Source organism: Stenotrophomonas sp. RS-48 (assembly GCF_030053245.1).
Taxonomy (GTDB): domain Bacteria; phylum Pseudomonadota; class Gammaproteobacteria; order Xanthomonadales; family Xanthomonadaceae; genus Stenotrophomonas; species Stenotrophomonas maltophilia_P.
Window position 1 is genome coordinate 1 of the sequence record NZ_JASGBV010000045.1, and the last position, 23,202, is coordinate 23,202.

General features: G+C 66.4%; 26 protein-coding genes and 1 tRNA gene. 18 read left to right on the plus strand and 9 right to left on the minus strand.

The window, feature by feature from the left end:
- Positions 1-102: 102 nt before the first annotated feature.
- The 14 genes from QMZ25_RS09300 to queC all read left to right on the plus strand — a co-directional run bounded on the left by QMZ25_RS09300 (position 103) and on the right by queC (position 12,605).
- A complete protein-coding gene (locus QMZ25_RS09300; RefSeq protein WP_053519361.1) occupies positions 103-834 on the plus strand; it encodes a YebC/PmpR family DNA-binding transcriptional regulator in 732 nt (243 codons plus the stop codon).
- 105 nt (positions 835-939) lie between these two features.
- Entirely contained in the window at positions 940-1,461 is a 522-nt protein-coding gene (gene ruvC / locus QMZ25_RS09305) for a crossover junction endodeoxyribonuclease RuvC (RefSeq protein WP_053519359.1), read from the plus strand.
- A gap of 13 nt (positions 1,462-1,474) precedes the next feature.
- Positions 1,475-2,068, plus strand: coding sequence for a Holliday junction branch migration protein RuvA (gene ruvA / locus QMZ25_RS09310; RefSeq protein ID WP_053519357.1), 594 nt, complete (start codon positions 1,475-1,477; stop codon positions 2,066-2,068).
- Between the two features lie 48 nt (positions 2,069-2,116).
- Positions 2,117-4,036 (plus strand): potassium transporter Kup, encoded by a 1,920-nt coding sequence (locus QMZ25_RS09315; protein ID WP_053519356.1) that lies wholly within the window; start codon positions 2,117-2,119, stop codon positions 4,034-4,036.
- A gap of 246 nt (positions 4,037-4,282) precedes the next feature.
- A complete protein-coding gene (gene ruvB / locus QMZ25_RS09320; protein ID WP_065174760.1) occupies positions 4,283-5,323 on the plus strand; it encodes a Holliday junction branch migration DNA helicase RuvB in 1,041 nt (346 codons plus the stop codon).
- Positions 5,313-5,744, plus strand: coding sequence for a tol-pal system-associated acyl-CoA thioesterase (gene ybgC, locus QMZ25_RS09325; RefSeq protein ID WP_053520250.1), 432 nt, complete (start codon positions 5,313-5,315; stop codon positions 5,742-5,744). The genes ruvB and ybgC overlap by 11 nt, the downstream gene beginning before the upstream one ends.
- 10 nt (positions 5,745-5,754) lie before the next feature.
- Positions 5,755-6,534, plus strand: coding sequence for a protein TolQ (gene tolQ, locus QMZ25_RS09330; protein ID WP_053520249.1), 780 nt, complete (start codon positions 5,755-5,757; stop codon positions 6,532-6,534).
- 24 nt (positions 6,535-6,558) lie between these two features.
- The gene (gene tolR / locus QMZ25_RS09335; protein WP_053520248.1) at positions 6,559-6,987 is read left to right on the plus strand and encodes a protein TolR; all 429 of its coding nucleotides are present in this window, start codon (positions 6,559-6,561) and stop codon (positions 6,985-6,987) included.
- Positions 6,977-8,029, plus strand: coding sequence for a cell envelope integrity protein TolA (gene tolA / locus QMZ25_RS09340; RefSeq protein WP_053520247.1), 1,053 nt, complete (start codon positions 6,977-6,979; stop codon positions 8,027-8,029). The genes tolR and tolA overlap by 11 nt, the downstream gene beginning before the upstream one ends.
- Before the next feature lie 181 nt (positions 8,030-8,210).
- The gene (tolB, locus tag QMZ25_RS09345) at positions 8,211-9,530 is read left to right on the plus strand and encodes a Tol-Pal system beta propeller repeat protein TolB (protein WP_053520246.1); all 1,320 of its coding nucleotides are present in this window, start codon (positions 8,211-8,213) and stop codon (positions 9,528-9,530) included.
- Positions 9,531-9,594: 64 nt separating this feature from the next.
- The gene (gene pal / locus QMZ25_RS09350; protein WP_005418510.1) at positions 9,595-10,113 is read left to right on the plus strand and encodes a peptidoglycan-associated lipoprotein Pal; all 519 of its coding nucleotides are present in this window, start codon (positions 9,595-9,597) and stop codon (positions 10,111-10,113) included.
- 3 nt (positions 10,114-10,116) lie between these two features.
- A complete protein-coding gene (ybgF, locus tag QMZ25_RS09355) occupies positions 10,117-10,932 on the plus strand; it encodes a tol-pal system protein YbgF (protein WP_283219505.1) in 816 nt (271 codons plus the stop codon).
- A 229-nt stretch (positions 10,933-11,161) separates the two neighbouring features.
- The gene (gene queE / locus QMZ25_RS09360) at positions 11,162-11,863 is read left to right on the plus strand and encodes a 7-carboxy-7-deazaguanine synthase QueE (RefSeq protein ID WP_283219506.1); all 702 of its coding nucleotides are present in this window, start codon (positions 11,162-11,164) and stop codon (positions 11,861-11,863) included.
- Between the two features lie 76 nt (positions 11,864-11,939).
- The gene (gene queC, locus QMZ25_RS09365; RefSeq protein ID WP_053520243.1) at positions 11,940-12,605 is read left to right on the plus strand and encodes a 7-cyano-7-deazaguanine synthase QueC; all 666 of its coding nucleotides are present in this window, start codon (positions 11,940-11,942) and stop codon (positions 12,603-12,605) included.
- Positions 12,606-12,677: 72 nt separating this feature from the next.
- Here the strand turns inward: queC and QMZ25_RS09370 are convergent, their stop codons facing one another.
- Entirely contained in the window at positions 12,678-13,634 is a 957-nt protein-coding gene (locus QMZ25_RS09370) for a DUF2268 domain-containing putative Zn-dependent protease (protein ID WP_283219507.1), read from the minus strand.
- A gap of 175 nt (positions 13,635-13,809) precedes the next feature.
- Here QMZ25_RS09370 and QMZ25_RS09375 point away from each other — a divergent pair.
- Positions 13,810-13,885, plus strand: a tRNA-Lys gene (locus QMZ25_RS09375).
- A gap of 431 nt (positions 13,886-14,316) precedes the next feature.
- Here the strand turns inward: QMZ25_RS09375 and QMZ25_RS09380 are convergent.
- The 3 genes from QMZ25_RS09380 to QMZ25_RS09390 all read right to left on the minus strand — a co-directional run bounded on the left by QMZ25_RS09380 (position 14,317) and on the right by QMZ25_RS09390 (position 15,572).
- Positions 14,317-14,754: a hypothetical protein gene (locus QMZ25_RS09380; RefSeq protein ID WP_197572211.1), complete on the minus strand. Its 438-nt coding sequence runs from the start codon at positions 14,752-14,754 to the stop codon at positions 14,317-14,319.
- 57 nt (positions 14,755-14,811) lie between these two features.
- Positions 14,812-15,141, minus strand: coding sequence for a hypothetical protein (locus QMZ25_RS09385; RefSeq protein ID WP_283219508.1), 330 nt, complete (start codon positions 15,139-15,141; stop codon positions 14,812-14,814).
- A gap of 74 nt (positions 15,142-15,215) precedes the next feature.
- Positions 15,216-15,572 carry a hypothetical protein gene (locus tag QMZ25_RS09390; RefSeq protein ID WP_111186738.1) on the minus strand — a complete coding sequence of 119 codons (357 nt, stop codon included), beginning with the start codon at positions 15,570-15,572 and terminating at the stop codon, positions 15,216-15,218.
- Between the two features lie 712 nt (positions 15,573-16,284).
- Here QMZ25_RS09390 and QMZ25_RS09395 point away from each other — a divergent pair.
- Entirely contained in the window at positions 16,285-17,133 is an 849-nt protein-coding gene (locus QMZ25_RS09395; RefSeq protein WP_283219509.1) for an alpha/beta hydrolase-fold protein, read from the plus strand.
- Positions 17,134-17,201: 68 nt separating this feature from the next.
- Complete coding sequence (locus QMZ25_RS09400) at positions 17,202-18,140, plus strand: alpha/beta hydrolase-fold protein (RefSeq protein ID WP_283219510.1); 939 nt, start codon at positions 17,202-17,204, stop codon at positions 18,138-18,140.
- Positions 18,141-18,177: 37 nt separating this feature from the next.
- Here the strand turns inward: QMZ25_RS09400 and QMZ25_RS09405 are convergent, their stop codons facing one another.
- Together QMZ25_RS09405 and QMZ25_RS09410 are read right to left on the minus strand one after the other, a co-directional pair.
- A complete protein-coding gene (locus QMZ25_RS09405) occupies positions 18,178-18,600 on the minus strand; it encodes a response regulator (RefSeq protein WP_065174769.1) in 423 nt (140 codons plus the stop codon).
- A 92-nt stretch (positions 18,601-18,692) separates the two neighbouring features.
- Positions 18,693-19,454 (minus strand): CPBP family glutamic-type intramembrane protease, encoded by a 762-nt coding sequence (locus QMZ25_RS09410; protein WP_283219511.1) that lies wholly within the window; start codon positions 19,452-19,454, stop codon positions 18,693-18,695.
- Between the two features lie 150 nt (positions 19,455-19,604).
- Here QMZ25_RS09410 and QMZ25_RS09415 point away from each other — a divergent pair, with 150 nt between their 5' ends.
- Positions 19,605-19,922, plus strand: coding sequence for a zf-TFIIB domain-containing protein (locus QMZ25_RS09415; protein ID WP_283219512.1), 318 nt, complete (start codon positions 19,605-19,607; stop codon positions 19,920-19,922).
- A gap of 33 nt (positions 19,923-19,955) precedes the next feature.
- On the opposite strand, the gene QMZ25_RS09420 is transcribed toward QMZ25_RS09415, so the two are convergent.
- The 3 genes from QMZ25_RS09420 to QMZ25_RS09430 all read right to left on the minus strand — a co-directional run.
- Complete coding sequence (locus tag QMZ25_RS09420; protein WP_262100820.1) at positions 19,956-20,468, minus strand: GNAT family N-acetyltransferase; 513 nt, start codon at positions 20,466-20,468, stop codon at positions 19,956-19,958.
- An 81-nt stretch (positions 20,469-20,549) separates the two neighbouring features.
- Positions 20,550-21,509 (minus strand): copper resistance protein B, encoded by a 960-nt coding sequence (locus QMZ25_RS09425; protein WP_283219513.1) that lies wholly within the window; start codon positions 21,507-21,509, stop codon positions 20,550-20,552.
- Positions 21,506-23,202: copper resistance system multicopper oxidase (locus QMZ25_RS09430; RefSeq protein WP_283219514.1), on the minus strand; the 1,697-nt coding region annotated here is incomplete at its 5' end. The genes QMZ25_RS09425 and QMZ25_RS09430, both read right to left, overlap by 4 nt.

Consider the following 23,202-nt stretch of genomic DNA (forward strand, 5'->3'; position numbering starts at 1 on the left):
GCCCGGCGAGCGCAGCGGCGTCCATCCGCCCTAGACACGGTTGCAGCGCCCGATCAGGTAGAATCCGCGCCTTGATCCTGAAGCAGCCAGACGGTAGCACCCATGGGTAGAGGCCCCTCCATCGAAGCCCGCAAGAACGCGTCCGACGCGAAGCGCGGCAAGATTTTCACCAAGATCATCCGCGAGATCGGCGTGGCCGCGCGCGGCGGTGGAGGCGACCCCAACAACAACCCGCGCCTGCGCGTGGCGATGGATAAGGGCCTGGCCGTGAACATGTCCAAGGACGTGATCGAACGTGCGATCAAGAAGGCCACCGGTGAGCTGGAAGGCGTCGACTACGAGGAAGTGCGCTACGAGGGCTATGCGCCCGGCGGTGTGGCGGTGATCGTCGATTGCCTGACCGACAACCGCGTGCGCACCGTGGCCGATGTCCGCCACGCGTTCAGCAAATGCGGCGGCAACATGGGTACCGAGGGCTCGGTGGCCTTCATGTTCAAGCGCCTGGGCGTGCTCAGCTTTGCCCCGGGTGCCGACGAGGAGGCGATCACCGAAGCGGCCATCGAGGCGGGCGCCGATGACATCGTCGTCTATCCGGACGATGGCTCGATCGACGTGGTCACCAGCCCTGACGCATTCAACGCGGTAAAGGAGGCGATGACTGCCGCAGGGCATCTCGCCGACCACGCCGAGATCACCTTCCGCGCCGACAACGACATCAAGGTCGAGGGCGAGGTCGCCCTGCAGGTCCGCAAGCTGCTGGACATGCTTGAAGACCTGGACGACGTGCAGGACGTGTATTCGAACGCCGAACTCGGCGCCGACGCCTACGCCTGAGCCGTCACCGACGGCCTGGGCGCGGGCCGTTGAACGGTCACCGCGGACAGTCATGAGCCCATACGCCTGCCAGCGCTTCCCGTTCCGCCCCGCCAGGAGCGCGGCATGACCCGCATCCTCGGCATCGACCCCGGTTCACAGCGGACCGGGGTGGGCATCATCGATGTCGATGCCGCAGGGCGCGTCATCCACGTCCATCACCAGCCCCTGGTACTGCTGGGCGCCGACGATTTCCCGCAGCGGATGAAGCTGCTGGTGCTGGGTCTGGCCGACCTGTGCCGCGAGTACCAGCCGCAGGAAGTGGCGATCGAGCGCGTGTTCATGGCGCGCAACCCCGATTCGGCGCTGAAGCTGGGCCAGGCCCGCGGCGCAGCCATTTCGGCCGTGGTGCTGCGCGACCTGCCGGTGCACGAATACGCCGCCAGCGAGATCAAGCTGGCCGTGGTCGGCCGTGGTGGCGCGGAAAAGCAACAGGTTCAACACATGGTCGGGCTCATGCTCAACCTGAAAACCAAGCTGCAGGCCGACGCGGCCGACGCGTTGGCGGTAGCGATCACCCACGCCCACGTAAGGGCGACGGCCAACCGCTTGGGGCTCAGCGCCCGCCAGGCGTGGGGTCGCAAATGAGGAGCTGCACGCAATGATCGGTCGACTGCGCGGCATCGTCGCCTACAAGGCGCCGCCGTGGCTGGTGGTGGACGTGAATGGAGTGGGCTACGAACTGGAGGCGCCGATGAGCACCTTCTACGACCTGCCCGAGCTCGGACGCGAGGTCACGCTGTACACCCATTACGCGCAGAAGGAAGACAGCGTCTCGCTGTACGGCTTCCTGCGCGAAGGCGAGCGTCGGCTGTTCCGCGATGTGCAGAAGGTCAGCGGCATCGGCGCGAAGATCGCGCTGGCCGTGCTGTCCGCTGTCAGCGTCGAGGAATTCGCGCGCATGGTGCAGGCGGGCGACATCACCGCACTGACCCGCATCCCGGGCATCGGCAAGAAGACCGCCGAGCGCATGGTGCTGGAGCTGCGCGACCGTGCGGCCCAGTTCGGTGCCGGCGGGGCGCTGCCGACCGGCAGCGGTCCGGCCCCGGCCGACCCGCTGTCCGATGCCACCGTGGCGCTGCAGCAGCTGGGCTACAAGCCGGCTGAAGCGGCCCGCATGGCCCGTGATGCCTTCAACGAAGGCGACGAAGTGGCCACGGTCATCCGCAAGGCCCTGCAGTCGGCGCTGCGCTGAGCCGCGTCCTTTCCCTCCCCCCATCGCCTGAGCTTCGCCAGGAGTCCCATGTCCAGCAGTCAAACCCCGCACGCAGCCGCCCCTGGCGGACACGGTCACGCGCCCCCGGCCGGGGGACTGGCGCTGGTCATCGGTGCGATCGGTGTGGTCTTCGGTGACATCGGTACCAGCCCGCTGTACACCCTGAAGGAGGCGTTCTCGCCGCACTACGGGCTCAACAGCGACCACGACACCGTGCTCGGCGTGCTGTCGCTGGCGTTCTGGGCGCTGAACATCGTGGTCACCCTGAAGTACGTGACCATCATCATGCGCGCCGACAACGATGGCGAGGGCGGCATCATGGCGTTGATGGCGCTGACCCAGCGTACGCTGCGCAACGGCTCACGCTCGGCCTACGTGGTGGGCATCCTGGGCATCTTCGGTGCGTCGCTGTTCTTCGGTGATGGCGTGATCACCCCTGCGATCTCGGTGCTTGGTGCCGTCGAGGGCCTGGAGGTGGCCGCACCGGGCCTGCACGCGTTCATCGTGCCGATCACCGTGGTGGTCCTGCTGATGGTGTTCGCCGCGCAGCGTTTCGGCACAGAGAAGATCGGTAAGGCGTTCGGCCCGATCACATCGGTGTGGTTCATTTCGCTGGCGGCGATCGGCATCTACAACATCATCGATTCGCCGGAAGTGCTGAAGGCGTTCAACCCGTGGTGGGCGATCCGCTTCTTCATGGAGCACAGCTGGCACGGCATCTTCATCCTTGGCGCCGTGGTGCTGGCGGTCACCGGTGGCGAGGCCCTGTATGCCGACATGGGCCACTTCGGTGCCAAGCCCATCCGTCATGCCTGGTACTTCTTCGTGCTGCCGTGCCTGGTGCTGAACTATCTGGGGCAGGGCGCGCTGGTGCTGAACCATCCCGAAGCGGTGAAGAATCCCTTCTTCGAAGCGGTCCCCGACTGGGCCCTGTATCCGATGATCATCCTGGCCACGATGGCGGCGGTGATCGCCTCGCAGTCGGTGATCACCGGCGCGTTCTCGGTCTCGCGCCAGGCCATGCAGCTCGGCTACATCCCGCGCATGCGCATCAAGCACACTTCGCACGACACCATCGGCCAGATCTACATCCCGGGCATCAACTGGGGCATCGCGGTGATGGTCATCGGCCTGGTGCTGGCCTTCCGCAGCTCGTCGAACCTGGCCGTGGCCTATGGCATCTCGGTCTCGGCCACCATGCTGATCGATACGCTGCTGCTGGCCCTGGTCGCGCGCTCGCTGTGGCCCAAGGCGCGCCATTGGATCCTGCCGCTGTGCGTGGTGTTCTTCATCATCGACGTCGGCTTCGTCATCGCCAATGGCGCCAAGCTGCTGCAGGGCGCCTGGTTCCCGGTCGTGCTGGGCATCTTCCTGTTCACCATGATGCGCACCTGGCGCCGTGGCCGAGAGCTGCTGCGCGACGAGATCCGCAAGGACGGCATCCGCATCGACACCTTCCTGCCGGGCCTGATGCTGGCGCCGCCGGTGCGCGTGCCGGGTACCGCGGTGTTCCTCACCGCTGACCCGACCGTGGCTCCGCATGCACTGATGCACAACCTCAAGCACAACAAGGTGCTGCACGAGCGCAACGTCTTCCTGCATGTGGAAACCCTGCCCATTCCCTATGCGATGGAGGGGCAGCGGCTGAAGATCGAATCGGTGGGCGACGAGTTCTACCGGGTCTATGTCCGCTTCGGTTTCATGGAGACGCCGGACGTACCGTTGGCGTTGATGCGCTCCTGCGACCACGGCGGGATCTATTTCGATCCGATGGACACCACCTTCTTCGCCAGCCGCGAGACCATCGTCGCCACCGCCAACCGCGGCATGCCGATCTGGCGCGACAAGCTGTTCGCACTGATGCATCGCAATGCTGCGCCGGCCACGGGCTTCTTCCGGATTCCGGGCAACCGTCTGGTTGAGTTGGGCGCACAGGTCGAGATCTGACTGCCGGGGTCGGAGCCCTTTTCCGCAGGAATGGGCTCCGACCCCATGTCGTGAGTCATCCACACTCCCATTCACGCATGGCGTGGATCTACTGTGTCGACCCAGGTCGACACCCACCAGGAACCGGACCCACCCCGCCATCTGCCAGGACGTCCGCTTCGGCTGTTGCTCTGGATGTTGCCGTTGCTTCTGCGGGCGCCGGGCGCAGCCCGGCCGAAACCCGCGCTTTTGCCGCATAATCAGCACATGACCGACGACCGCATCATCGGCGCCGGCGCCACCCGCGAGGATGACGCCGCCGACGCCAGCATCCGCCCCAAGCGACTGGCCGATTACCTGGGCCAGGCGCCGGTGCGCGAGCAGCTGGAGATCTACATCGAAGCGGCCAAGGCCCGCGGCGACGCGCTCGACCATGTGCTGATCTTCGGTCCGCCGGGGCTGGGCAAGACCACACTCAGCCACGTCATCGCCAACGAACTGGGGGTGGCGCTGCGGGTGACATCCGGTCCGGTGATCGAAAAGGCCGGTGATCTGGCCGCCCTGTTGACCAACCTGCAGCCACACGACGTACTGTTCGTGGACGAGATCCACCGCCTGTCGCCGGTGGTCGAGGAAGTGCTGTACCCGGCGATGGAGGATTTCCAGATCGACATCATGATCGGCGAGGGCCCTGCGGCCCGCTCGATCAAGATCGACCTGCCACCGTTCACGCTGATCGGGGCCACCACCCGCGCCGGCCTGCTGACCGCGCCGCTGCGCGACCGCTTCGGCATCGTCCAGCGGCTGGAGTTCTACAGTGTCGAGGAGTTGACCCGGATCGTACGCCGCTCGGCCACCATCCTGGGCATCGACTGCACCGCCGATGGCGCAGGGGAGATCGCGCGCCGTGCGCGTGGCACCCCGCGCATCGCCAACCGCCTGCTGCGGCGGGTGCGCGACTACGCCCAGGTGAAGGCGGGTGGCCATATCGACGTGGCGGTCGCCCAGGCGGCCATGCAGATGCTCAAGGTCGACCCGGAGGGTTTCGACGAGCTCGACCGGCGCCTGCTCAGGACCCTGGTGGACTACTTCGACGGCGGCCCGGTCGGCATCGAATCGCTGGCCGCCGCGCTGTCCGAAGAGCGCGGCACGCTGGAAGACGTGGTCGAACCCTACCTGATCCAGCAGGGCTTCCTGGTGCGCACCGCGCGCGGCCGCATGGCCACCCACAAGGCGTACCGGCACATGGGCCTGAAGCCGAAGAACCCGCCGCAGGACCTGTTCGCGGAGGTTCCCGATGTCGGTTGAGCCACTATTCAGTTGGCCGACACGCATTTACTGGGAAGATACGGACGCAGGCGGGGTGGTCTACCACGCCCGCTACGTGGCCTTCATGGAACGGGCCCGGACCGAATGGATGCGCGCGCTGGGCTATGGCCAGGAGCGCATGCGCAGCGAACACGGCATGGTCTTCGCGGTACGTGCCATGCAGATGGACTTCATCCGGCCGGCGCGGCTGGATGACCTCCTGCAGGTGAGTGCCACGCTGGTCCAGCTGAAGAAGGCCAGCATGGTCTTCGATCAGCGGATCGAGCGCGACGGCGAACTGCTGCTGTCGGCGCAGGTCCGCATCGCCGCACTGGACGCGGCCAGTTTCCGCCCGCGTGGCATGGACGACGCCGTTCTTGCTGTGCTGCAACCCTACCTCCACCCCGAATCCGAACACTGAGGAACAACGGATGATCGCAACGCTCCTGGCCCTGCAGGCCACGGTCACCGAGGCACTGCCGGCTGACGTCAGCAACGCCGCGACCCAGACCCTTGCCCAGGCCACCACCGGCGGCGGCATCAACTACCTCGAACTGATGGCCAAGGCCAGCCTGCCGGTGAAGATCATCGTGCTGCTGCTGCTGGTTGGCTCGTTCGTCAGCTGGGTGATCATTTTCCGCAAGGCCCGCGTGTTCAAGCAGGCCACCCGCGAGGCGGACGAGTTCGAGAACCGCTTCTGGTCCGGCGCCGACCTGGGCAAGCTGTACAGCTCGGCCACCGACCGCAGCCGCAACGTGGGCGGCCTGGAGGCGATCTTCGAGGCGGGCTTCCGCGAGTTCACCCGCCTGCGCGACAAGCGCCGGCTGGATGGCCGTGCGCAGCTGGAAGGCGCGCAACGTGCGATGCGCACCACCTACACCCGCGAAGTCGACCAGCTCGAGCGCAATCTGGAACTGCTGGCCAACATCGGCTCGACCGCGCCTTACGTGGGCCTGGTCGGCACCGTGTTCGGCATCATGGTGACCATGCACGACATGATCAGCAGCGGCGCCCAGGCCGGCATCGCCTCGGTCGCCCCGGGCATCTCCGAAGCGCTGTTCGCCACCGCCATCGGCCTGTTCGTGGCGATCCCGGCGGTGTGGGCCTACAACCGCTTCACCACCCGTGTGGAGCGCATGTCGGTCCGTTTCGAGACCTTCGCCGACGAGTTCAGCTCCATCCTGCAGCGCCAGAGCGCTGGCGACGAGTAAGCGCCTGACCCGGGAGTCCAAGCCATGTCCGCTGCCATCGGTCGCCGCAAGCGCCGCAAGCTGAAATCGGAAATCAACGTCGTTCCCTATATCGACGTCATGCTGGTGCTGTTGATCATCTTCATGGTCACCGCGCCGCTGCTCACCCTGAGTTTTGACGTGGACCTGCCGAACTCCAATGCCAAGGCGCTGGAGAGCAAGCAGGATCCGGTGATCGTTTCGGTGCGCCAGGACGGCCAGCTGAGCCTGAAGCTGCCCGACGCCAAGGAGCCCACGGCCGTGTCTGCCGAGGAGCTGGAAGGGCGCCTGGCCGGCATCGCCGCACAGGACAAGGGCCTGCGCGTGATCGTCGCCGCCGACCGTGCCGTGGCCTATGAGAAGGTCATCGCGGCGATGGACGTGATCAAGCGCGCGAAAGTGGACAAGGTAGGCCTGGCCACCGATGCACGCTGAGACCCTGCCGCCTCCGCGACAGCAGGAACCGGGCTGGGGCCTGCCCCTGGCGCTGGCCGTGCTGGTGCACCTGCTGGTCGCGCTGGTGTTCATCCTGGCGTGGCTGTGGTCGCCCACGCGCAATACCGATGCCGCTGCCGGTGATCCCTCGGTCGAGGCCAGCCTGGCGCTGTCCGCGTCGGAGGCGGCCGCTGCGCGCCAGGCCCTGCGCCAGTCGGAGAAGCTGGAAGATCTGCCGCCGCCGGTTGCCGAGCCGATTCCGGTGCCCGAGGACACCATTCCACCGCCGCAGCCGATTCCCGAGCCACGTCCGCAGGATGCTCCCACGCCGCAGCAGCAACAGGCGCAGGAGCGTGTCGCCCAGCCCGATACGCAGGACCAGGAGGCGGTGAGCGCACTGGCCATCTCGCAGGAGAAGGCCCGGCAGGAACAGGAAGCCAAGCGCCGCCAGGAGCAGATCGACCTGACCGAGCGCAAGCGCCAGGAAGAAGCCGAGCAGAAGCTGCGCCTGGCCAAGCAGCAGGAAGAAGACGCCAAGAAGAAGCGTGCCGAGCAGGAGCGGCAGGCCGCCGACCAGGCCGAGGCCGAACGGCAGAAGAAGATCGCCGAGATCCGTGCCAGGCGCGAACAGGCGGAGAAGGAAGCCAAGCTGGCCGAGCAGAAGCTGCGCCAGGTCGCCGCCGCACGCAACGCCGCCGGCAGCGCGCCGGCCGGCAACACCGGCGCGGCACAGCCGGCCGCTGGGGGCGGTGGCAACAGCGATGATCTGTCGGCGAAGTACGCTGCCGCGATCCAGGCCAAGGTTCGCAGCGCCTGGACGCGTCCAGACAGTGTGCCGCTGGGCCAGCGCTGCCAGATCACCATCACCCAGATTCCGGGGGGGCAGGTGCTTCAGGCCAAGGTGGGCGCCAACTGCCCCTATGACGAAGCCGGCAGGCGTTCGATCGAGGCCGCAGTGCTCAATGCGCAGCCGTTGCCCTATCGCGGATTCGAATCGGTGTTTGCGCGCACGCTCAACCTGACCTTCACCGCGCAGGATTGATCGGCCGCGCGGGCCGGCCTGCGGGTCGCCCCGTCGCGCGGCAGCCGACCGATACGTTAATGGGGCGTGAGAGGACGGGCTGGAACTGACCCGGAATTCACGTACCCTTGGTTCATGATTGCGAAGCGGTTCACCGCCGCTTTGCTATCCCTCGTTCCGGTTTCCCCCTATTGAGCGCTCCATGAAGAAGATGCCTCGTTGGCTTGCCGTGTTTGCGGCCCTGTTGCTGCCCTTCGCTGCCGTCGCGCAGCAGAGGGGACTGGATATCGACATCATCGGCGGCAACGCGTCCGCGCTGCCGATCACCATCGTGCCGATGCCCTACCAGGGCTCGTCGGCCGCACCGCAGACCGATGTCGCCGGTGTGGTCCGCGCCGACCTGGAACGTTCGGGCCAGTTCCGCACCCTGCCCGAAGCGCAGATCGTGGAAAAGCCCGTCCGTGGCGGCGAGATCCAGTTCGCCACCTGGCGCGCGCTGAAGCAGAACTACATCGTGGTCGGCCGCGTGCTGGATGCCGGTGCCGGTGCCTACCGTGTCGAGTACGAACTGTTCGACGTGCCGAAGGGCGAGCGCCTGCTCGGCCTGGCGATGACCGCCCGCGGCAATGCCATGCGCGACGTCGCCCACCAGATGGCCGATGCCATCTACGAGAAGATCACTGGTGTCCGGGGTGCCTTCTGGACGCGCATCGCCTACGTGACCGCCAGCGGCAAGGGCGACGCCATGCGCTATGCGCTGATGGTGGCCGACTCCGATGGCTACAACCCGCAGACCATTGTGCGTTCGGCCGAGCCGCTGCTGTCGCCGTCGTGGAGCCCGGATGGTGGCAAGCTGGCCTACGTCAGCTTCGAGCGCGGCAACTCGGCCATCTACATCCAGAACATCGCCACCGGTGCCCGTGAGCTGGTCACCAGCTTCCGCGGCATCAACAGCGCGCCTGCGTTCTCGCCGGACGGCCGCAAGCTGGCCCTGACCCTGTCGCGCTCCGGCAACCCGGAAATCTACGTGATGGACCTGGGCAGCAAGCAGCTGACCCAGCTGACCAACCACTTCGCCATCGATACGGAGCCGACCTGGGCGCCGGACGGCAGCGCGGTGTACTTCACCTCCGACCGCGGCGGCCGTCCGCAGGTCTACAAGGTCGGTGCCGGCGGCGGCAGCGCCGAGCGCGTGACCTTCCAGGGCAACTACAACGCCAAGCCTTCGGTGTCCTATGACGGCAAGAAGATCGCCGTGGCCCAGGGCTCGGGCAACAGCTACAAGATCGCGATGATGGACAGCTCGCTGGGCTCGCCGCGCTGGAGCACCCTGTCCCCGGGTTCGCTGGATGAATCGCCGAGCTTTGCGCCCAACGCAAGCATGGTGCTGTACGCCGCCCGCGAAGGTGGCCGTGGTGTGTTGTATGCCGTTTCGGCCGATGCGCGGGTTCGCCAGCGCCTGGTTCTGGCCGATGGTGATGTGCGCGAGCCGGCATGGTCCCCATACCGTACCCAGCGCTAAAAGAGTGTTAATATTTTCGCTGTCTTGAACCCCTCATCGGCCTAGGAGCCACAAAGGTATCGCCATGAACAAGTCCACCCGTGTTCTGCTTGTTTCCCTGCTGTCTGTGGCCGTCCTGGCCGGTTGCTCGAAGAAGGTGAAGGAAGAGCCGGCAGCCCCGGTTGACACCGGCACCTCGACCACCACCCCGACCGGTCCGTCGACCTCCGGCCTGTACGGCCCGGGCGACCTGGATACCGATGCCTGCCTGCGCCAGCGCGTTGTCTACTTCGACCTGGACAAGGAAGACGTGAAGCCGGAATTCCAGGCCATCATGGCCTGCCACGCCAAGTACCTGCGTGACCGCCCGTCCTCGCGCATCACCCTGCAGGGCCACACCGACGAGCGTGGTTCGCGCGCGTACAACCAGGCCCTGGGCGAGCGTCGTGGCAACGGCGTCAGCTCGGCGCTGCAGGCCAACGGTGGCTCGGCTTCGCAGCTGACCGTCGTGTCCTACGGTGAAGAGCGTCCGGTCTGCACCGAGTCGAACGAGTCCTGCTGGTCGCAGAACCGTCGCGTCGAAATCGTCTACACCGCGCAGTAATCCATGCGCATTGGCATCACATTGATGCTGGTCGTTGCGGCAGCCCTCGTGGCTGCCGCACCGGCGCATGCACAGCGACAGAGTCTGGCCGATCGTGTCGGCGCGCTCGAGCAGCAGATGTACAACAACAGTGCCAACCAGGACCTGTTGAACCAGATCAACCAGCTGCGGCAGCAGGTGACCAGCCTGCAGGCCTCGATCGAGCAGTTGCAGCACGACAACGCCCAGCTCAAGCAGTCCGCCCAGGATCAGTACCTGGACCTGGACAGCCGCCTGAACCGGTTGGAAGGGGGCAATGCCCCGGTCCTGCCCCCCGTTCCGGCGAACGCGCCGCAGGCCGCACCGGCCCCGGCCAAACCGGCAGCGGCGGCCACTTCCGAGCGGCCGCCGTCCATCCATGGCGATCCCGGCAGTCTGGCCGCCACGGGCGACGAGCGCACCGCCTACAACGTCGCCTTCGATTCGCTCAAGGCCGGCAAGTACGATGATTCGGCGCAGCTGTTCCTGAGCTTCCTGCAGTTGTATCCGAACGGCGCGTACGCGCCGAATGCACTGTACTGGCTGGGCGAAAGCTACTACGCCACCCGCAATTTCCCGATGGCCGAGACCCAGTTCCGCGAACTGCTCTCACGCTATCCGACCCATGACAAGGCCGCGGGCGGCCTGCTCAAGGTCGGCCTCTCGCAGTATGGCGAGGGCAAGGTCGATCAGGCCCAGCAGACGCTGGAGACCGTCGTGGCGCAGTACCCCGGCTCGGACGCCGCGCGCACCGCGCAGGACCGCCTGCAGTCGATCCGCCTGGGCCAGCAGATCCGCTGACCGGGCGTACAATACGTGTCCCGTAGCGCCGAGCTCATGCTCGGCTGCTTTCGTTTCCGGATCGGCCAACCCACCCGGATCCGGTAGCGCCGGGCCATGCCCGGCGGCTCGCGTCACCGGCTGGGCCATGCCCGTCCGGTTGCTGTTGTAGAGCCTAGCCATGCTCGGCTGCTTTCGTTACCAGCCACGGTAGCCCACCCGCCACGTGTCCCACAAAGAAGTTCCCGCCATGACCGCCGTTACCCCGTCCAACGCCGTCGCCACCCCCAGCGACATCGTGCAGTCGCCCCTGCCGCGCCTGAAGATCACCGAGATCTTCACCTCGCTGCAGGGCGAAGCCGATACCGCCGGCTGGCCGACCGTGTTCGTGCGGCTGACCGGCTGCCCGTTGCGCTGCCAGTACTGCGACACCGCCTACGCCTTCCACGGCGGCACCTGGTGGGATATCGACGACATCGTTGCCGAAGTGCTGGCCCAGGGCGTGCGTCACGTGTGCGTGACCGGCGGCGAGCCGCTGGCGCAGAAGCGCTGCCTGGTGCTGCTGCAGAAGCTGTGTGACGCCGGCCTGGACGTCTCGCTGGAAACGTCCGGTGCGCTGGACGTCAGCGCGGTGGACCCGCGCGTATCACGCGTAGTCGACATCAAGACCCCGGGTTCGGCCGAGGTGGCGCGCAACCGCTGGGAGAACCTGCCGCTGCTGACCGCACGCGACCAGATCAAGTTCGTCATCTGCAGCCGCAAGGACTACGACTGGGCCAAGGCCCTGCTGGCCGAGCACGAGCTGGTGAAGCGTTGCACGGTGTTCTTCTCGCCCAGCAAGGGGGAGATCACCGCGCGCCAGCTGGCCGACTGGATTGTTGAAGACCGGCTTCCGGTACGCTTCCAGATGCAGCTGCACAAGATTCTGTGGAACGATGAGCCGGGCCGCTGAGGCCGCCATTGTTTCCTAATGCAACTCCGGCGCGGGACAGCGTGCTGGCTTTCCTCCCCCAACCGGAAGATTTTCCATGAAGAAGGCAGTCGTGCTTCTCTCCGGCGGCATGGATTCAGCCGCCGTCATCGCCATGGCCCAGGAACAGGGCTTTGCCGTGCATGCCCTGAGCGTGCGCTATGGCCAGCGTCATACCTCCGAACTGGACGCCGCCGCACGCGTGGCCAAGGCCCAGGGCGTGGTCGCGCACAAGACCGTGGATGTGGACCTGCGCAGCATCGGCGGATCGGCACTGACCGATGACATCGACGTACCCGAGGCCGGCGGTGCCGGCATTCCGGTCACCTACGTGCCCGCACGCAACACCATCATGCTGTCGCTGGCCCTGGGCTGGGCCGAAGTGCTGGGCGCCAACGACATCTTCTGTGGCGTCAATGCCGTGGATTACTCCGGCTACCCGGACTGCCGCCCCGAATTCATCGCCGCCTTCCAGACCCTGGCCAACCTGGCGACGAAGTCGGGCGTGGAAGGCGCAGGCATCAAGGTGCACGCGCCGCTGCAGTTCCTGAGCAAGGGCCAGATCGTCAGCGAGGGCGTGCGCCTGGGCGTGGACTTCGGCCTGACCGTGTCCTGCTACAACGCCGATGCCAACGGTGCCGCGTGCGGCCACTGCGATGCCTGCCGCCTGCGTGCACAGGGCTTCGCCGACGCCGGCGTGGCCGACCCGACGCTGTACGCCTGAGGTGATGGGGGCTGATGCCCCAATGGTGGGTGCCAACCTTGGTTGGCACTGTGCGCCGGGCATGGCCCGGCGCTACCGCTGCTGCAACCAACCGGAAGCTTCGATGAAGGCCCGCACCGCCTTGGGATCGGCGTAGTCCAGCTCGATCATCCGCGCGATCCCCGCCTTCTCATCGGCCTGCCGGCGCATGTACTCCTGCGCGATGCGATAACCGGCGTAGTAGCCCACGTCGCTCACGCCGAACGGATTGCGGGCACTGTTGTACAGCCAGTTGTTCAGGTCATCGCCGTCCATCTCGGCGATGAACCGGGTGCGTATCTCCGCTTCGTGCAACGGGCCGTAGTCATAGAGCGGCAGGGCAGGGCGCTTGCCGCTGATGCGCTCGGCGATGTACTCGGCCACACCCTCGCGTACCGCGTACTGCGCCAGATTGCCGGTGGTCTCGCGTTGCTGGGTGTGCACATACTCATGCAGGTTGTTCTGCGCGTTGTTCGCGCCGGGGCGGCTGTCATAGAAGATGCGCAGGCGGCTGCGCATCGGCTCCGGCAGTTCGCTGACATCCACGCGCTCGTCGCCCAGTGCCATCTCCGCACCGATCAGCACCTGGTCGCCCAGCGTGGTACCACCGGTACGCAGCACGCCCACCGCATAGGTGATCGTGGCTGGGCGCAGGGCGGGGTAGAGCGTGCGGAAGGCCATGAGATCCTGTTCCAGCGTCGCGCTGGCACTGCGGGCGTTGGTTGTCAGTGGCCTTACCGAGTTCCAGAACCGCGGCCACGCGCGCATGGCATCGGCATACTCGCGCGCGGTGTAATTGCGGACCTGCATCAGCGCATGCAGGCCGGGACTGCCCGGGTCGACGTAGTGCTGCTGCACGAGCGCCACCCGGCGCTCGGCATCGGGTTCGGCGCGCACCGCATCGTAGGTGGCCCAGAAGCGGGCGATGTCGTCGCTACGCACCGGGGACGCCGCTGCCAGCGCGGCGCCGGGCAACAGCAGTGCGGCGATCAGGGGCAGGCAGCGGCGCATCCAGGCTCTCCAGTGGGGATCAGGGATGGGATGCGCGGTGTGGGCGGAAGGTTTAAGCCGGTTCAAGCCGGCTGCCCGGGCGCTTGATTGCCCGGGCTGCGGGTATGGGGTTTCGCGTCGCGTGGCAAAGTGGGGTAGAATGCCCACCCCCGCCACGCGGCTGGGGCAGTGCACCGGGCCGTTAGCTCAGTCGGTAGAGCAGAAGACTTTTAATCTTTTGGTCGTAGGTTCGAATCCTACACGGCCCACCATTGCACTCAGAGACTTAGGCGTCCTTCGGGGCGCCTTTTCTTTGGATCGTCCTCCGCCTCAAGGCCAAGGGCAACGCGCTTCATTCTCCATCTGCGCCCCATTCTGCGGCTGCGCGCAGACGTTGCATGGGGCTGACGATTGCGTGTCGCTCACGACTTCACTTTCTGGCTTCGGAACAGCACATAGGCAAGGACAGCGGCGATCCCGGCCGGGATCAGCACGGCCGCAAGCACGATCATCCAATGCCAGAAGCTGAAGCTGCTCATACGGTTGGACCCTGGACTGGTGGCTTGAATCCTAGCACCGCGCAGTCAACGCTGCGGCGGCCTGTTTTGATGCATGTGCGGCATGGAGCGGAGATGCTGGACGAAAATCCGACGCAGATCGCGGAGCATTCCAGGGCCATACAGGAGTGCAAAGCGGAACTGGACTAGTTCATGCTCTCGGGGCTGAAGCCGCGCTTGAAGTGATACTCAACCAGCATCCACCCGCTGTCGATCCCTGTATGGGCCCAGGTTTCGATGGAGCCATCTGCCTGGCGATTCGTGATCGTGATCGCCTCGCCCTGCCGCCCTGAGGCGGGCAGCTCCACAGTTGAGCCGCTGGATGTTCGAGTCAGCGGCTGCGGCTCAATCTGCCTGCGGACAATCGAAATCTCTCCCCCAGAGGTGACGGGCGCGTATCCGGGAGACCGTGCCTTGACCCACGCCAGAATGGACGCGGCCTCGACGGAGCCTGCTGGCCAGGTCGTCCGCGATTCCACGGTGGTGCGCGCCTTCACGGGTGTGGCCTCGGCAACGGCCAGTGCCGGGCCGACAGACACACTCGTCAACAGCGCGATGCCGAAAGCAAGCGACGTCATCTGCATGGGAATTCCTTTCCTTGGACAGCGATCAATGGGTGCGTTCCCCACCTCCTGTGGAGGCTACTTCGCCGTCGCAGCCTCGGCCTCTGCTGCCTCGCGTTCCGCCGCCACGGTGGCAGCCACATTCGCAGCGCGGGCGGCGGCGTTCGCGGCCCGCTCCGCCGTGGCACGATCCGCATCGAACTGCGCCAGCCGTTGGATGCTGTATCTGCGCTCCAGTTCAGCTGATGCAGCGAAGCTGTCGGGATGTTTCGCGGCGCAGGCCTGCTGCACCAGTTGCACCGCAAGGTCGGACAGCCCGGGCTGGAGGTTAGCGAGCAGGCAGTCGCCATACGGAGCGGATGCGGTTGGGCCTGCGGCCAGTGCGACGACGATCATTGCATTCAACATGCGTACCTCCTTGTAGGTTTGAACATGACGATGGACCGGTCCGGCCCGAGTATGGACCGCTTTGCAGCAGCGGGCTACTCGGCCCGCACATCCCGGCACACCAGTTCCGCCAGGCTGCGGCAAGCGAAGAACAGCCCTTCCACCACCCCGGCGTCCAGATGCCGGTCCGGCGTGGCCATTTCCCGGCAGCGGTCGGCGGCGTGCAGCATTTCCGCCACGGTCAGCATGCCGATGGCAGCCCGTTCCACCCGCGACAGGGCAACCCCACGCCCCGGGGAAACGTCGGCCTCAGGCCAGGGCAGACCATCGGCACCTTCACCCGCGCGGATGCGTTTCAGGCAGCCCAGGAAGGTGCTCAGTTCGGGCGATGGGTTGTCATCGTCATCGTTGACGCTGGCGGTATCTGAAGCATACGGCGGACGCTGGTTCATGTCGGCTTCCTCGGCGCTGGGGTGGGAATGCCACCGCGCAGGACGGGTGGCAGGCGATGCGTGGCTGCAAGCCGGAATGACATCACGCAGTAACCGGCGGGTCCGAAAACCCCCACGCACCGCCCGCCATAACGGCCGACGGATCACCCGCCGGCACCATCCAAAGACAGCGTCGGCCGGTGAGCGCAAACAACAGCGTGAATGTCATCACGGGCTTGCAGGCCCGGTGCCACCCGTTGTCGGTGGCGCTGCATGGTGTTTACGCACGCGCTTGGATTTCAATGAGGATTCTCCGAAGAGAAATGCGGAACCAAGGCGCGCGACGATGGTGGCGCAGGCGCATCTGATGCGGCAAGCGACAGTACGCGACGTGTTGATGCTTACGCCCGGTTTATCGCGTTGGAAGTTGTCGAGAACAGCGGGTGGCGGCGACCATGCCGTGATGTGTCGCGTGGAAAATGGGCGTGACTTTCGCCTGCAGCGGTGGCAAGGCCTGCGAGTCGTACCCTCGAAAATCGGTGCATTTGCGACGACCGAGATGTTGGCGTCCGCGCCAGAGCGATGTGTTGTAGAGCCGAGCCATGCTCGGCTGCAGTTCGCGTCAAGGCCAAGCCGAGCGTGGGCTCGGCTCTACAGTGATCCATCCACGCTTGGCGTGGATCTACAGCGACCTCGCGCTATGCTCGGCCTCTTTCCCAGGACGGGTTCCCCCATGCGCCTCATCGTGCTGTCGCTGTTGTTGTCCGCCGTCTCCGCTACGCCGTTGATGGCCGCCGAACCGGCGCCGTCCGCGCAGACAACGCCGGCCGCGCCGCTCGTCATCGGCGAGACCTTCACCGTGCAATCGAAGGCGCTGGGCGAGACCCGCCGCATCAATGTCTACCGCCCGCAGCCGTGGGGCCTGGATCCGAAGGCACCGCTGCCGGTGCTCTACATGCCCGACGGCGGCATCGGCGAGGACTTCCTGCATGTGGCGGGGCTGGTGCAGGTGCTGACCGGTAACGGCAGCATGCGCCCGTTCCTGCTGGTTGGCATCGAGAACACCGAGCGCCGCCGCGACATGACCGGCCCCAGCAAGGACCCGCAGGACCAGAAGATCGCGCCGCGCATCGGCGGTTCGGCGGCCTACCGCACCTTCCTGCGCGATGAACTGATGCCGCAGGTGCGCCAGCGCTACCCGACCACCGACGAGCGTGCGTTGATCGGCGAATCGTTGGCCGGCCTGTTCGTGGTTGAAACATTGCTGCAGGAACCGACGCTGTTCGACAGCTACATCGCGCTCGATCCCAGCCTGTGGTGGAACCGTGGCACCTTGCTGGCCGGCGCAGCCACGCAGCTGCCGGCGGTGACGCAGGCAAAGCCACGCGTATTCCTGGCCAGCAGTGGGCAACCGGAACTGGCCAGTTCCGCGGCGCAGCTGGCTACGTTGCTGCAACAGGCGTCGCCGTCGCCGCTGGTGAAGTACCTGCCGCTGCCAGAGGAAACCCACGCCACGATCTATCACCCGGCCGCATTGCAGGCGCTGCGCACGCTGTTCCCCGCGCCGCCAGCTTCGCCCTGACCGCACTGGCACCGGCGTGCACCGCATGCAAGAATGCGGCAGCGGCGCCCGTAACGGGAGTGTGTATGATGAAGCGTGTGCGTGGATGGAGTGTGGCGGCCTGTCTGGCCGTAAGTGGCTGTGCGATGTCGGTGGCGCCACCGGCGGCGCAGAGTGAGGCAAAGCAAAGCGCGTCTACCATCGCGCCGGGTGTGGTGCTGCCGGATACCGAGGCGCTGCGCGTGCACGATCCGGTCGGCCGCGATTACCCGGTGTGGGTGGCGTTGCCGGCCGACTACGCCGCACATCCGGAAAAGCGCTATCCGGTGCTGTACGTGACCGACGCGCTGTACAGCTTCCCGCTGGTGCGCAGCGTGCGACACATGGTGGGGCAGCAGGGCGTCAACATCGAAAACTTCATCCTGGTCGGGCTGCCGCCGCAGGAGGGGCTGACCTCCAGGCAGAGCCGCTCGCGCGACTACACGCCCAGCGACCCGGTACGTACCAATCCGCGGGAATACAGTGATAAGGTCAGCTACGGCGGTGCCGCGCACTATCGCGACTTTCTTGCCGAGCAGGTGCTGCCGATGATCGATGCGCGCTACCGCACCGATCCGGCGCGGCGCGCCTATGCAGGCCATTCCTATGGTGGCCTGTTCGGTGCCTATGTGCTGACCACGCGCCCGGACATGTTCCGTAGCTACATCCTGTCCAGTCCGTCGCTGTGGTTCGATGATCATCGCGTGCCGCGCATGCAGGCGGAGGCCAAGGCGCCGACGCAGCCGACCACGGTGGTGCTGTCGGTAGGCAGCTTTGAAACGGTCAAGCCCGAGCCGCGTTATTTCACCCGCAACGACATGCTGCGCGACAACGCCGAATTCGCCGAGCAGCTGCGCAGCAGCGGGCGTTCGTTGAAGGTGGAGAACATGGTGATCGATGACGAGGACCACTTCACGGTCTACCCGGACGTGATCACGCGCGCGCTGCTGAGGGTGTTCCCGGGCACCGGGCCGTACAGCAGCGGTTGACGGCGGAGGTCATCCACGCAGGGCGTGGATGGATGCTTCACGCCGCCTGTGCATCCGGCCCGGTCAATACGCCCACATCCGCGTGGCGGAAGCACAGGCGGATCGCATCGAGCAGCTCGCTCATGTTGTACGGCTTGGGCAGGAAATGGATGCCGTCGCGCAGCTGCGGCAGGACGGCGTGCTGGTCCATGCCCGATGTCACCAGGATCGGCAGCTGGGGATGCAGGCCGCGGACCCGGTTGGCGGCTTCAATGCCGCTGATCGGGCCCAGATTGACGTCGGTGAACAGCAGGTCGAAGCGCTCGCCGGCGGCCAGCAGGCCCAGTGCCGCTTCGGCAGAGCTCACCCCCACCACGTGGCAGGCCTGGCTTTCCAGCGCCATGCGGCTCAGTTCGCGGGTCTCCTCCGCGTCCTCGATCAGCAGGACGCGCGGTTCAACGTGGCGCTTGGACAGCAACATGACGCGACAACTCCGGACAGCGACGGTGAAAAGGCGCGCAAGTATGCGCAATCCGGTAGTGATCCCGGCGTGCACGGCAAGCCACGTGGATGTTACAGGCGGCGGCGCCGGCGCATGTCCCAGGCCAGGACCGCGACCGCCAGCAGAGCCGTGCCGATGCGCAGGCTCGTGGCCTGCCAACCCAGCGCCACGGCGTCGTCCAGGCTGAACACGTTCCAGGCCAGGTTCATCGACACATGCAGCACCAGGCCGCACCACAGGGTGTTGCCATCCAGGCGGTCCAGCCAGGCGAAGACGAAGCCCCCCAAGGCGATCACTGCGCCGACGAACAGCGCCACCCCACCGCCATCGAAACCGCCGAATCCAAGCCAGTGCACCATGCCGAACAACAGGGCCTGCGGCAGTGCGAGCAAGGGCCACGGGCCGCGCACGATCTTCACCAGCAGAATGAAGCCCAGGCCGCGGAACAGAATCTCTTCGGCCAGCGGGAACAGAACGGCCAGCATCGTCGCATCGAGGGCGGTCAGCGCCGTGTTGGGTCGGCCGAGCACGGCCAGACCCACCCAGCAGGGCAGGCTGGCCAGCAGCACCCATAGCGGTCCGCGCATTCCGTTGCCGCGCAGGCCGAGGCTTTCGGCCAACCCCATGTGGCGCGGACGCAGCAGCAGGGCCAGCAGCACGGCCACCAGCACCGCCAGGGCGTTGTCGAGCAGGCTGCCGCCATAGGGGATCGGCAGGCCGGGGATGGGCCGCCCCAGCGCCGCCGCGATGTCACGTACGTTCAGCCCCAGGCCCGTTCCCAGCAGGACCAGCAGGATCCGGGCGGCAGTCGGCAGGCGGGACAGGACACTCATCAGCGCATTCCATGCGGGACCAGACCGCAGTGTGCGATGCGGCGCGATGCAGGGCACGCGCCGGAAGTCCCCCTGCCATCGGTCATGCGTTGCCGGACAGTCATCGCAGAGCAGGTAGAGTCCAGATCAGACCTGACAGGAGCGATGCCGATGCTGTGCCCCGTGTGCAAGACCCAGACCCTGCAGATGGCCGAGCGCCATGGCATCGAGATCGACTACTGCCCGAATTGCCGCGGCGTGTGGCTGGATCGTGGCGAACTGGACAAGATCATCGAGCGCGCCAATGCTGGTGCGGCGGTGCCGCCACCGCCGCCAGCACAGGCACAACCGGCGGCAGTGCCACCGCCGGTGATGCACCGCGATACCCGCCACCTTGGCCAGCGTCACGACGAAAACCGTGGCCAGCACGGTTACGGCTACAAGAATAAGAAGAAGGAAAGCTTCCTGTCCGACCTGTTCGATTTCTGACAGGCCCACGGGGCAGCGGCGATCCCGGGGGCGTCAGGCCCGGCGCAGGATGAACTCGCGATCGCGGCTGTCGCCGACGATGAAGTCGTATTCGCCGGCCTTGCTGCAACCGTAGCGCGCGTAGAAGCGCTGTGCGCCGAGGTTCTCCTCCCAGACGCCGACCCACAGGGTGCGGCGCTGCGGCGTATCCAGCCAATGCAGGAACGCCTCCATCAGGCGCGCCCCGTGGCCGCCGTTCTGGTACGCCGCCAGCACATACAGGCGCTTGAGTTCGATGTCGCCGTCGTGGGCGTCGACATGCGGCAGGGTGTTGGCTCCTGCGGCCAGATAGCCAACCACCGTATCGCCATCGAGCAGCAGCCAGACCGCGCTGCGTGGATCGGACAGCTCGATGCGCTGCGGCTGCGTGCTGTAGTGCGCATGCAGGAACGCATGCAGATCCTGCGGCGGATAGGAATCGCCCCAGGTTTCGGTGTAGGTGGCAATGGCGATCGCTGACAGCGCTTCAGCGTCGGCGAAGGTGGCGCGGCGGATCTGCAAGGCCATGATGCAAGCTGCGAAAGAACGTGCCGCAGTGTAGCCGGCCCCGGTCTGAACCGGGGCCGGCTGCTGCACGCATTGTGCCGACTAGAACCACATGCGCACGCCCGCTACCCAGCGCGTGTCGCGCGCGTGGTCGCCGGCATAGTCGGCGGTATCGCCGAAACTGCGCTCATGGGTGATACCGATGTAAGGCGCGAAGCGGCGGCTGAACTCGTAGCGCAGGCGCAGTCCGGCCTCGACCTTGTTCAGGCCGCGCCCGATGCCGTACTCCGGTTCGTCCTTGCTGGCCACGGTGGCCTCCACCAGCGGCTGCAGGATCAGCCGGTTGGTCAGCAGCACGTCGTACTCCACTTCGGCCTTGGCCAGCAGCTGTCCGCCGGAGCCGGCATAGAGCGTGGCCGAACTCTCGAACTTGTACGGCGCCAGGCCCTGGATGCCGATGGCCGCCCAGGTTCGGGAATCGGCGGGGCGGAAGTCCTGGCGGACACCCACCAGCACATCCCACCAGGGCGACACGCTGCGCCCGTACAGTGCTTCCACCGCCGAGGATTCGGTGCGGCCCTCACTGCGCTCGCCATCGGTGCGCAGCCACAGGCGGTTGATGTTGCCGCCGATCCAGCCGGTGGCCTCCCAGGCCTGGCCGTTGCTGTTTTTGCCGTCCCAATGCTCCAGGCGGTCGATCAGCAGCAGGCTGTTGATCTCCGGCGCATGCTCCATCGCGCCATGGGCGATGGGCGGGAACGCGGCGGCACGATCGGCGTCGGTGGGCACTGGAATCGGCTCGCGCGGCTCGGTCGGCGCGGACGTGCCGTGACCCATCGCCGCGTGATCCATCTGCGAGTGATCCATCGTCGAATGATCCATCTTCGAGTGATTCATCTTCGAGTGATCAACCGCGTCTTCGGCAGTGGGCTGCTTGGTCTTCGGCGCCGGTGCCGGTGCGGGCGTGGGCATGTCATGGCCCGCGTGCGACTGTGCGAAAGCAGGCAGTGCGACGGTCAGGGCCATTGCCAGCAGGCTGGGGGAGAAAAGGGAGCGCTTCATTCTTCGATCCTCACTTCGCGCATCATCCCCGCTTCCATGTGGTAGAGCAGGTGGCAGTGATAGGCCCAGCGGCCGAGCGCATCGGCGCGCACGCGGTAGCTGCGGCGGGTGCCCGGCGGCATGTCCACCGTGTGCTTGCGCAACTGGAAGTTGCCCTGCGCGTCCTCCACATCGCTCCAGACGCCATGCAGGTGGATCGGATGCTGCATCATCGTGTCGTTGACCAGCACGATGCGCATGCGCTCGCCGTAGTTCAGCCGCAGTGGCTCGGCGCTGGCGAATGGAATGCCGTCGAACGACCAGGAGAACTTCTCCATGTGGCCGGTCAGGTGCAGCTCGATCTCACGGCTGGGCTCGCGGCCATCGGGGTCCTGGAACAGGCTGCGCATCGCGCCGTAGGTCAGCACCTGGCGGCCGTTGTCGCGCAGGCCGATGCCGGGATCGTCCAGCTTGGGATCGGTGGCCGAGCTCTGCATGTCCACCAGCGGATTGTTGCGTTCGCTGGCCGGGTGCTGCGGTGCCTTGCCGGTGGTCGTCGCGCCGCCATGCGCGCCGTGCCCCATGCTGGCGCCGCAGCCGCCTTCCATGCCTTTCATCGCGGCCATGTCATGACCGCCGTGACCGCCGCCCATGTCGTGACCCATATCGCTCATCGTCAGCAGCGGGCGCGGGTCGCGGGCGGGAACCGGCGCCTGCAGGCCGTGGCGCACGGCCAGGGTGCCGGCCGCGTAGCCGGTGCGGCCCATGTCCTGGCAGAAGATGGTGAACGCATCCTGCCCGCTGGGTTCGACCAGCACGTCGTAGGTCTCGGCGGGGGCGATGCGGAACTCATCGATGCTGACCGGATGGATGTACTGGCCATCGGCAGCGACCACGGTCATCTTCAGGCCGGGAATGCGCACGTCGAAGTAGGTCATCGAGGCGCCGTTGATGAAGCGCAGCAGCACCTTCTCGCCAGTGCGGAACAGCCCGGTCCAGTTGCCGGCCGGCGCGGTGCCGTTCATCAGGTAGGTGTACGTATGCGCGTTGATGTCGGAGATGTCGGTGGGTGTCATCCGCATCCGTCCCCACATGCCGCGGTCGGACAGCGCCGCGGACCAGCCATCGCGGCGCACATCGCGCACGAAGTCGGGCAGGGTGCGCTTGTAGTAGTTGTCGTGCTCGGCGAGCTTCTTCATGCGCCGGAACAGTGCACCCGGGTCCATGTCGGTCCAGTCCGACAGCATGATCACGTGCTCGCGGTCGTGCCGGTACGGGGCCGGCTCGGCCGGGTCGATGATCAGTGCGCCATACAGGCCGGCCTGCTCCTGGAACATCGAATGGCTGTGATACCAGTACGTGCCCGACTGCTTGAGCTGGAAGTGGTAGTGGTAGGTCTCGCCGGGACCGATGCCGTTGAAGCTCAGGCCCGGGACGCCGTCCATGTTGGCCGGCAGCAGGATGCCATGCCAGTGGATCGAGGTCGGGTGGCGGTCCAGCGTATTGCGTACGAACAGATCCACGGTCTGGCCCTCGCGCCAGCGCAGGATCGGTGCCGGCAGTGAGCCGTTGACGGTGATCGCCGGCCGGGTGCGACCGGTGAAGTTGGCCAGCGATTCGCCGATGGCCAGTTCCAGGCGGGTATCGGTCAGCACGGCCGGTGCGCCGGCCAGGCGCGGGGCGGCACTGGCCGCAGCGAGCGCGCGCTGCGGCA

Coding starts and splice junctions, on each gene's coding strand:
- QMZ25_RS09300 (WP_053519361.1), top strand. CDS start 103: ATGGGTAGAGGCCCCTCCATCGAAGCCCGCAAGAACGCGTCCGACGCG.
- ruvC (WP_053519359.1), top strand. CDS start 940: ATGACCCGCATCCTCGGCATCGACCCCGGTTCACAGCGGACCGGGGTG.
- ruvA (WP_053519357.1), top strand. CDS start 1,475: ATGATCGGTCGACTGCGCGGCATCGTCGCCTACAAGGCGCCGCCGTGG.
- QMZ25_RS09315 (WP_053519356.1), top strand. CDS start 2,117: ATGTCCAGCAGTCAAACCCCGCACGCAGCCGCCCCTGGCGGACACGGT.
- ruvB (WP_065174760.1), top strand. CDS start 4,283: ATGACCGACGACCGCATCATCGGCGCCGGCGCCACCCGCGAGGATGAC.
- ybgC (WP_053520250.1), top strand. CDS start 5,313: ATGTCGGTTGAGCCACTATTCAGTTGGCCGACACGCATTTACTGGGAA.
- tolQ (WP_053520249.1), top strand. CDS start 5,755: ATGATCGCAACGCTCCTGGCCCTGCAGGCCACGGTCACCGAGGCACTG.
- tolR (WP_053520248.1), top strand. CDS start 6,559: ATGTCCGCTGCCATCGGTCGCCGCAAGCGCCGCAAGCTGAAATCGGAA.
- tolA (WP_053520247.1), top strand. CDS start 6,977: ATGCACGCTGAGACCCTGCCGCCTCCGCGACAGCAGGAACCGGGCTGG.
- tolB (WP_053520246.1), top strand. CDS start 8,211: ATGAAGAAGATGCCTCGTTGGCTTGCCGTGTTTGCGGCCCTGTTGCTG.
- pal (WP_005418510.1), top strand. CDS start 9,595: ATGAACAAGTCCACCCGTGTTCTGCTTGTTTCCCTGCTGTCTGTGGCC.
- ybgF (WP_283219505.1), top strand. CDS start 10,117: ATGCGCATTGGCATCACATTGATGCTGGTCGTTGCGGCAGCCCTCGTG.
- queE (WP_283219506.1), top strand. CDS start 11,162: ATGACCGCCGTTACCCCGTCCAACGCCGTCGCCACCCCCAGCGACATC.
- queC (WP_053520243.1), top strand. CDS start 11,940: ATGAAGAAGGCAGTCGTGCTTCTCTCCGGCGGCATGGATTCAGCCGCC.
- QMZ25_RS09370 (WP_283219507.1), bottom strand. CDS start 13,634: ATGCGCCGCTGCCTGCCCCTGATCGCCGCACTGCTGTTGCCCGGCGCC.
- QMZ25_RS09380 (WP_197572211.1), bottom strand. CDS start 14,754: ATGCAGATGACGTCGCTTGCTTTCGGCATCGCGCTGTTGACGAGTGTG.
- QMZ25_RS09385 (WP_283219508.1), bottom strand. CDS start 15,141: ATGTTGAATGCAATGATCGTCGTCGCACTGGCCGCAGGCCCAACCGCA.
- QMZ25_RS09390 (WP_111186738.1), bottom strand. CDS start 15,572: ATGAACCAGCGTCCGCCGTATGCTTCAGATACCGCCAGCGTCAACGAT.
- QMZ25_RS09395 (WP_283219509.1), top strand. CDS start 16,285: ATGCGCCTCATCGTGCTGTCGCTGTTGTTGTCCGCCGTCTCCGCTACG.
- QMZ25_RS09400 (WP_283219510.1), top strand. CDS start 17,202: ATGAAGCGTGTGCGTGGATGGAGTGTGGCGGCCTGTCTGGCCGTAAGT.
- QMZ25_RS09405 (WP_065174769.1), bottom strand. CDS start 18,600: ATGTTGCTGTCCAAGCGCCACGTTGAACCGCGCGTCCTGCTGATCGAG.
- QMZ25_RS09410 (WP_283219511.1), bottom strand. CDS start 19,454: ATGAGTGTCCTGTCCCGCCTGCCGACTGCCGCCCGGATCCTGCTGGTC.
- QMZ25_RS09415 (WP_283219512.1), top strand. CDS start 19,605: ATGCTGTGCCCCGTGTGCAAGACCCAGACCCTGCAGATGGCCGAGCGC.
- QMZ25_RS09420 (WP_262100820.1), bottom strand. CDS start 20,468: ATGGCCTTGCAGATCCGCCGCGCCACCTTCGCCGACGCTGAAGCGCTG.
- QMZ25_RS09425 (WP_283219513.1), bottom strand. CDS start 21,509: ATGAAGCGCTCCCTTTTCTCCCCCAGCCTGCTGGCAATGGCCCTGACC.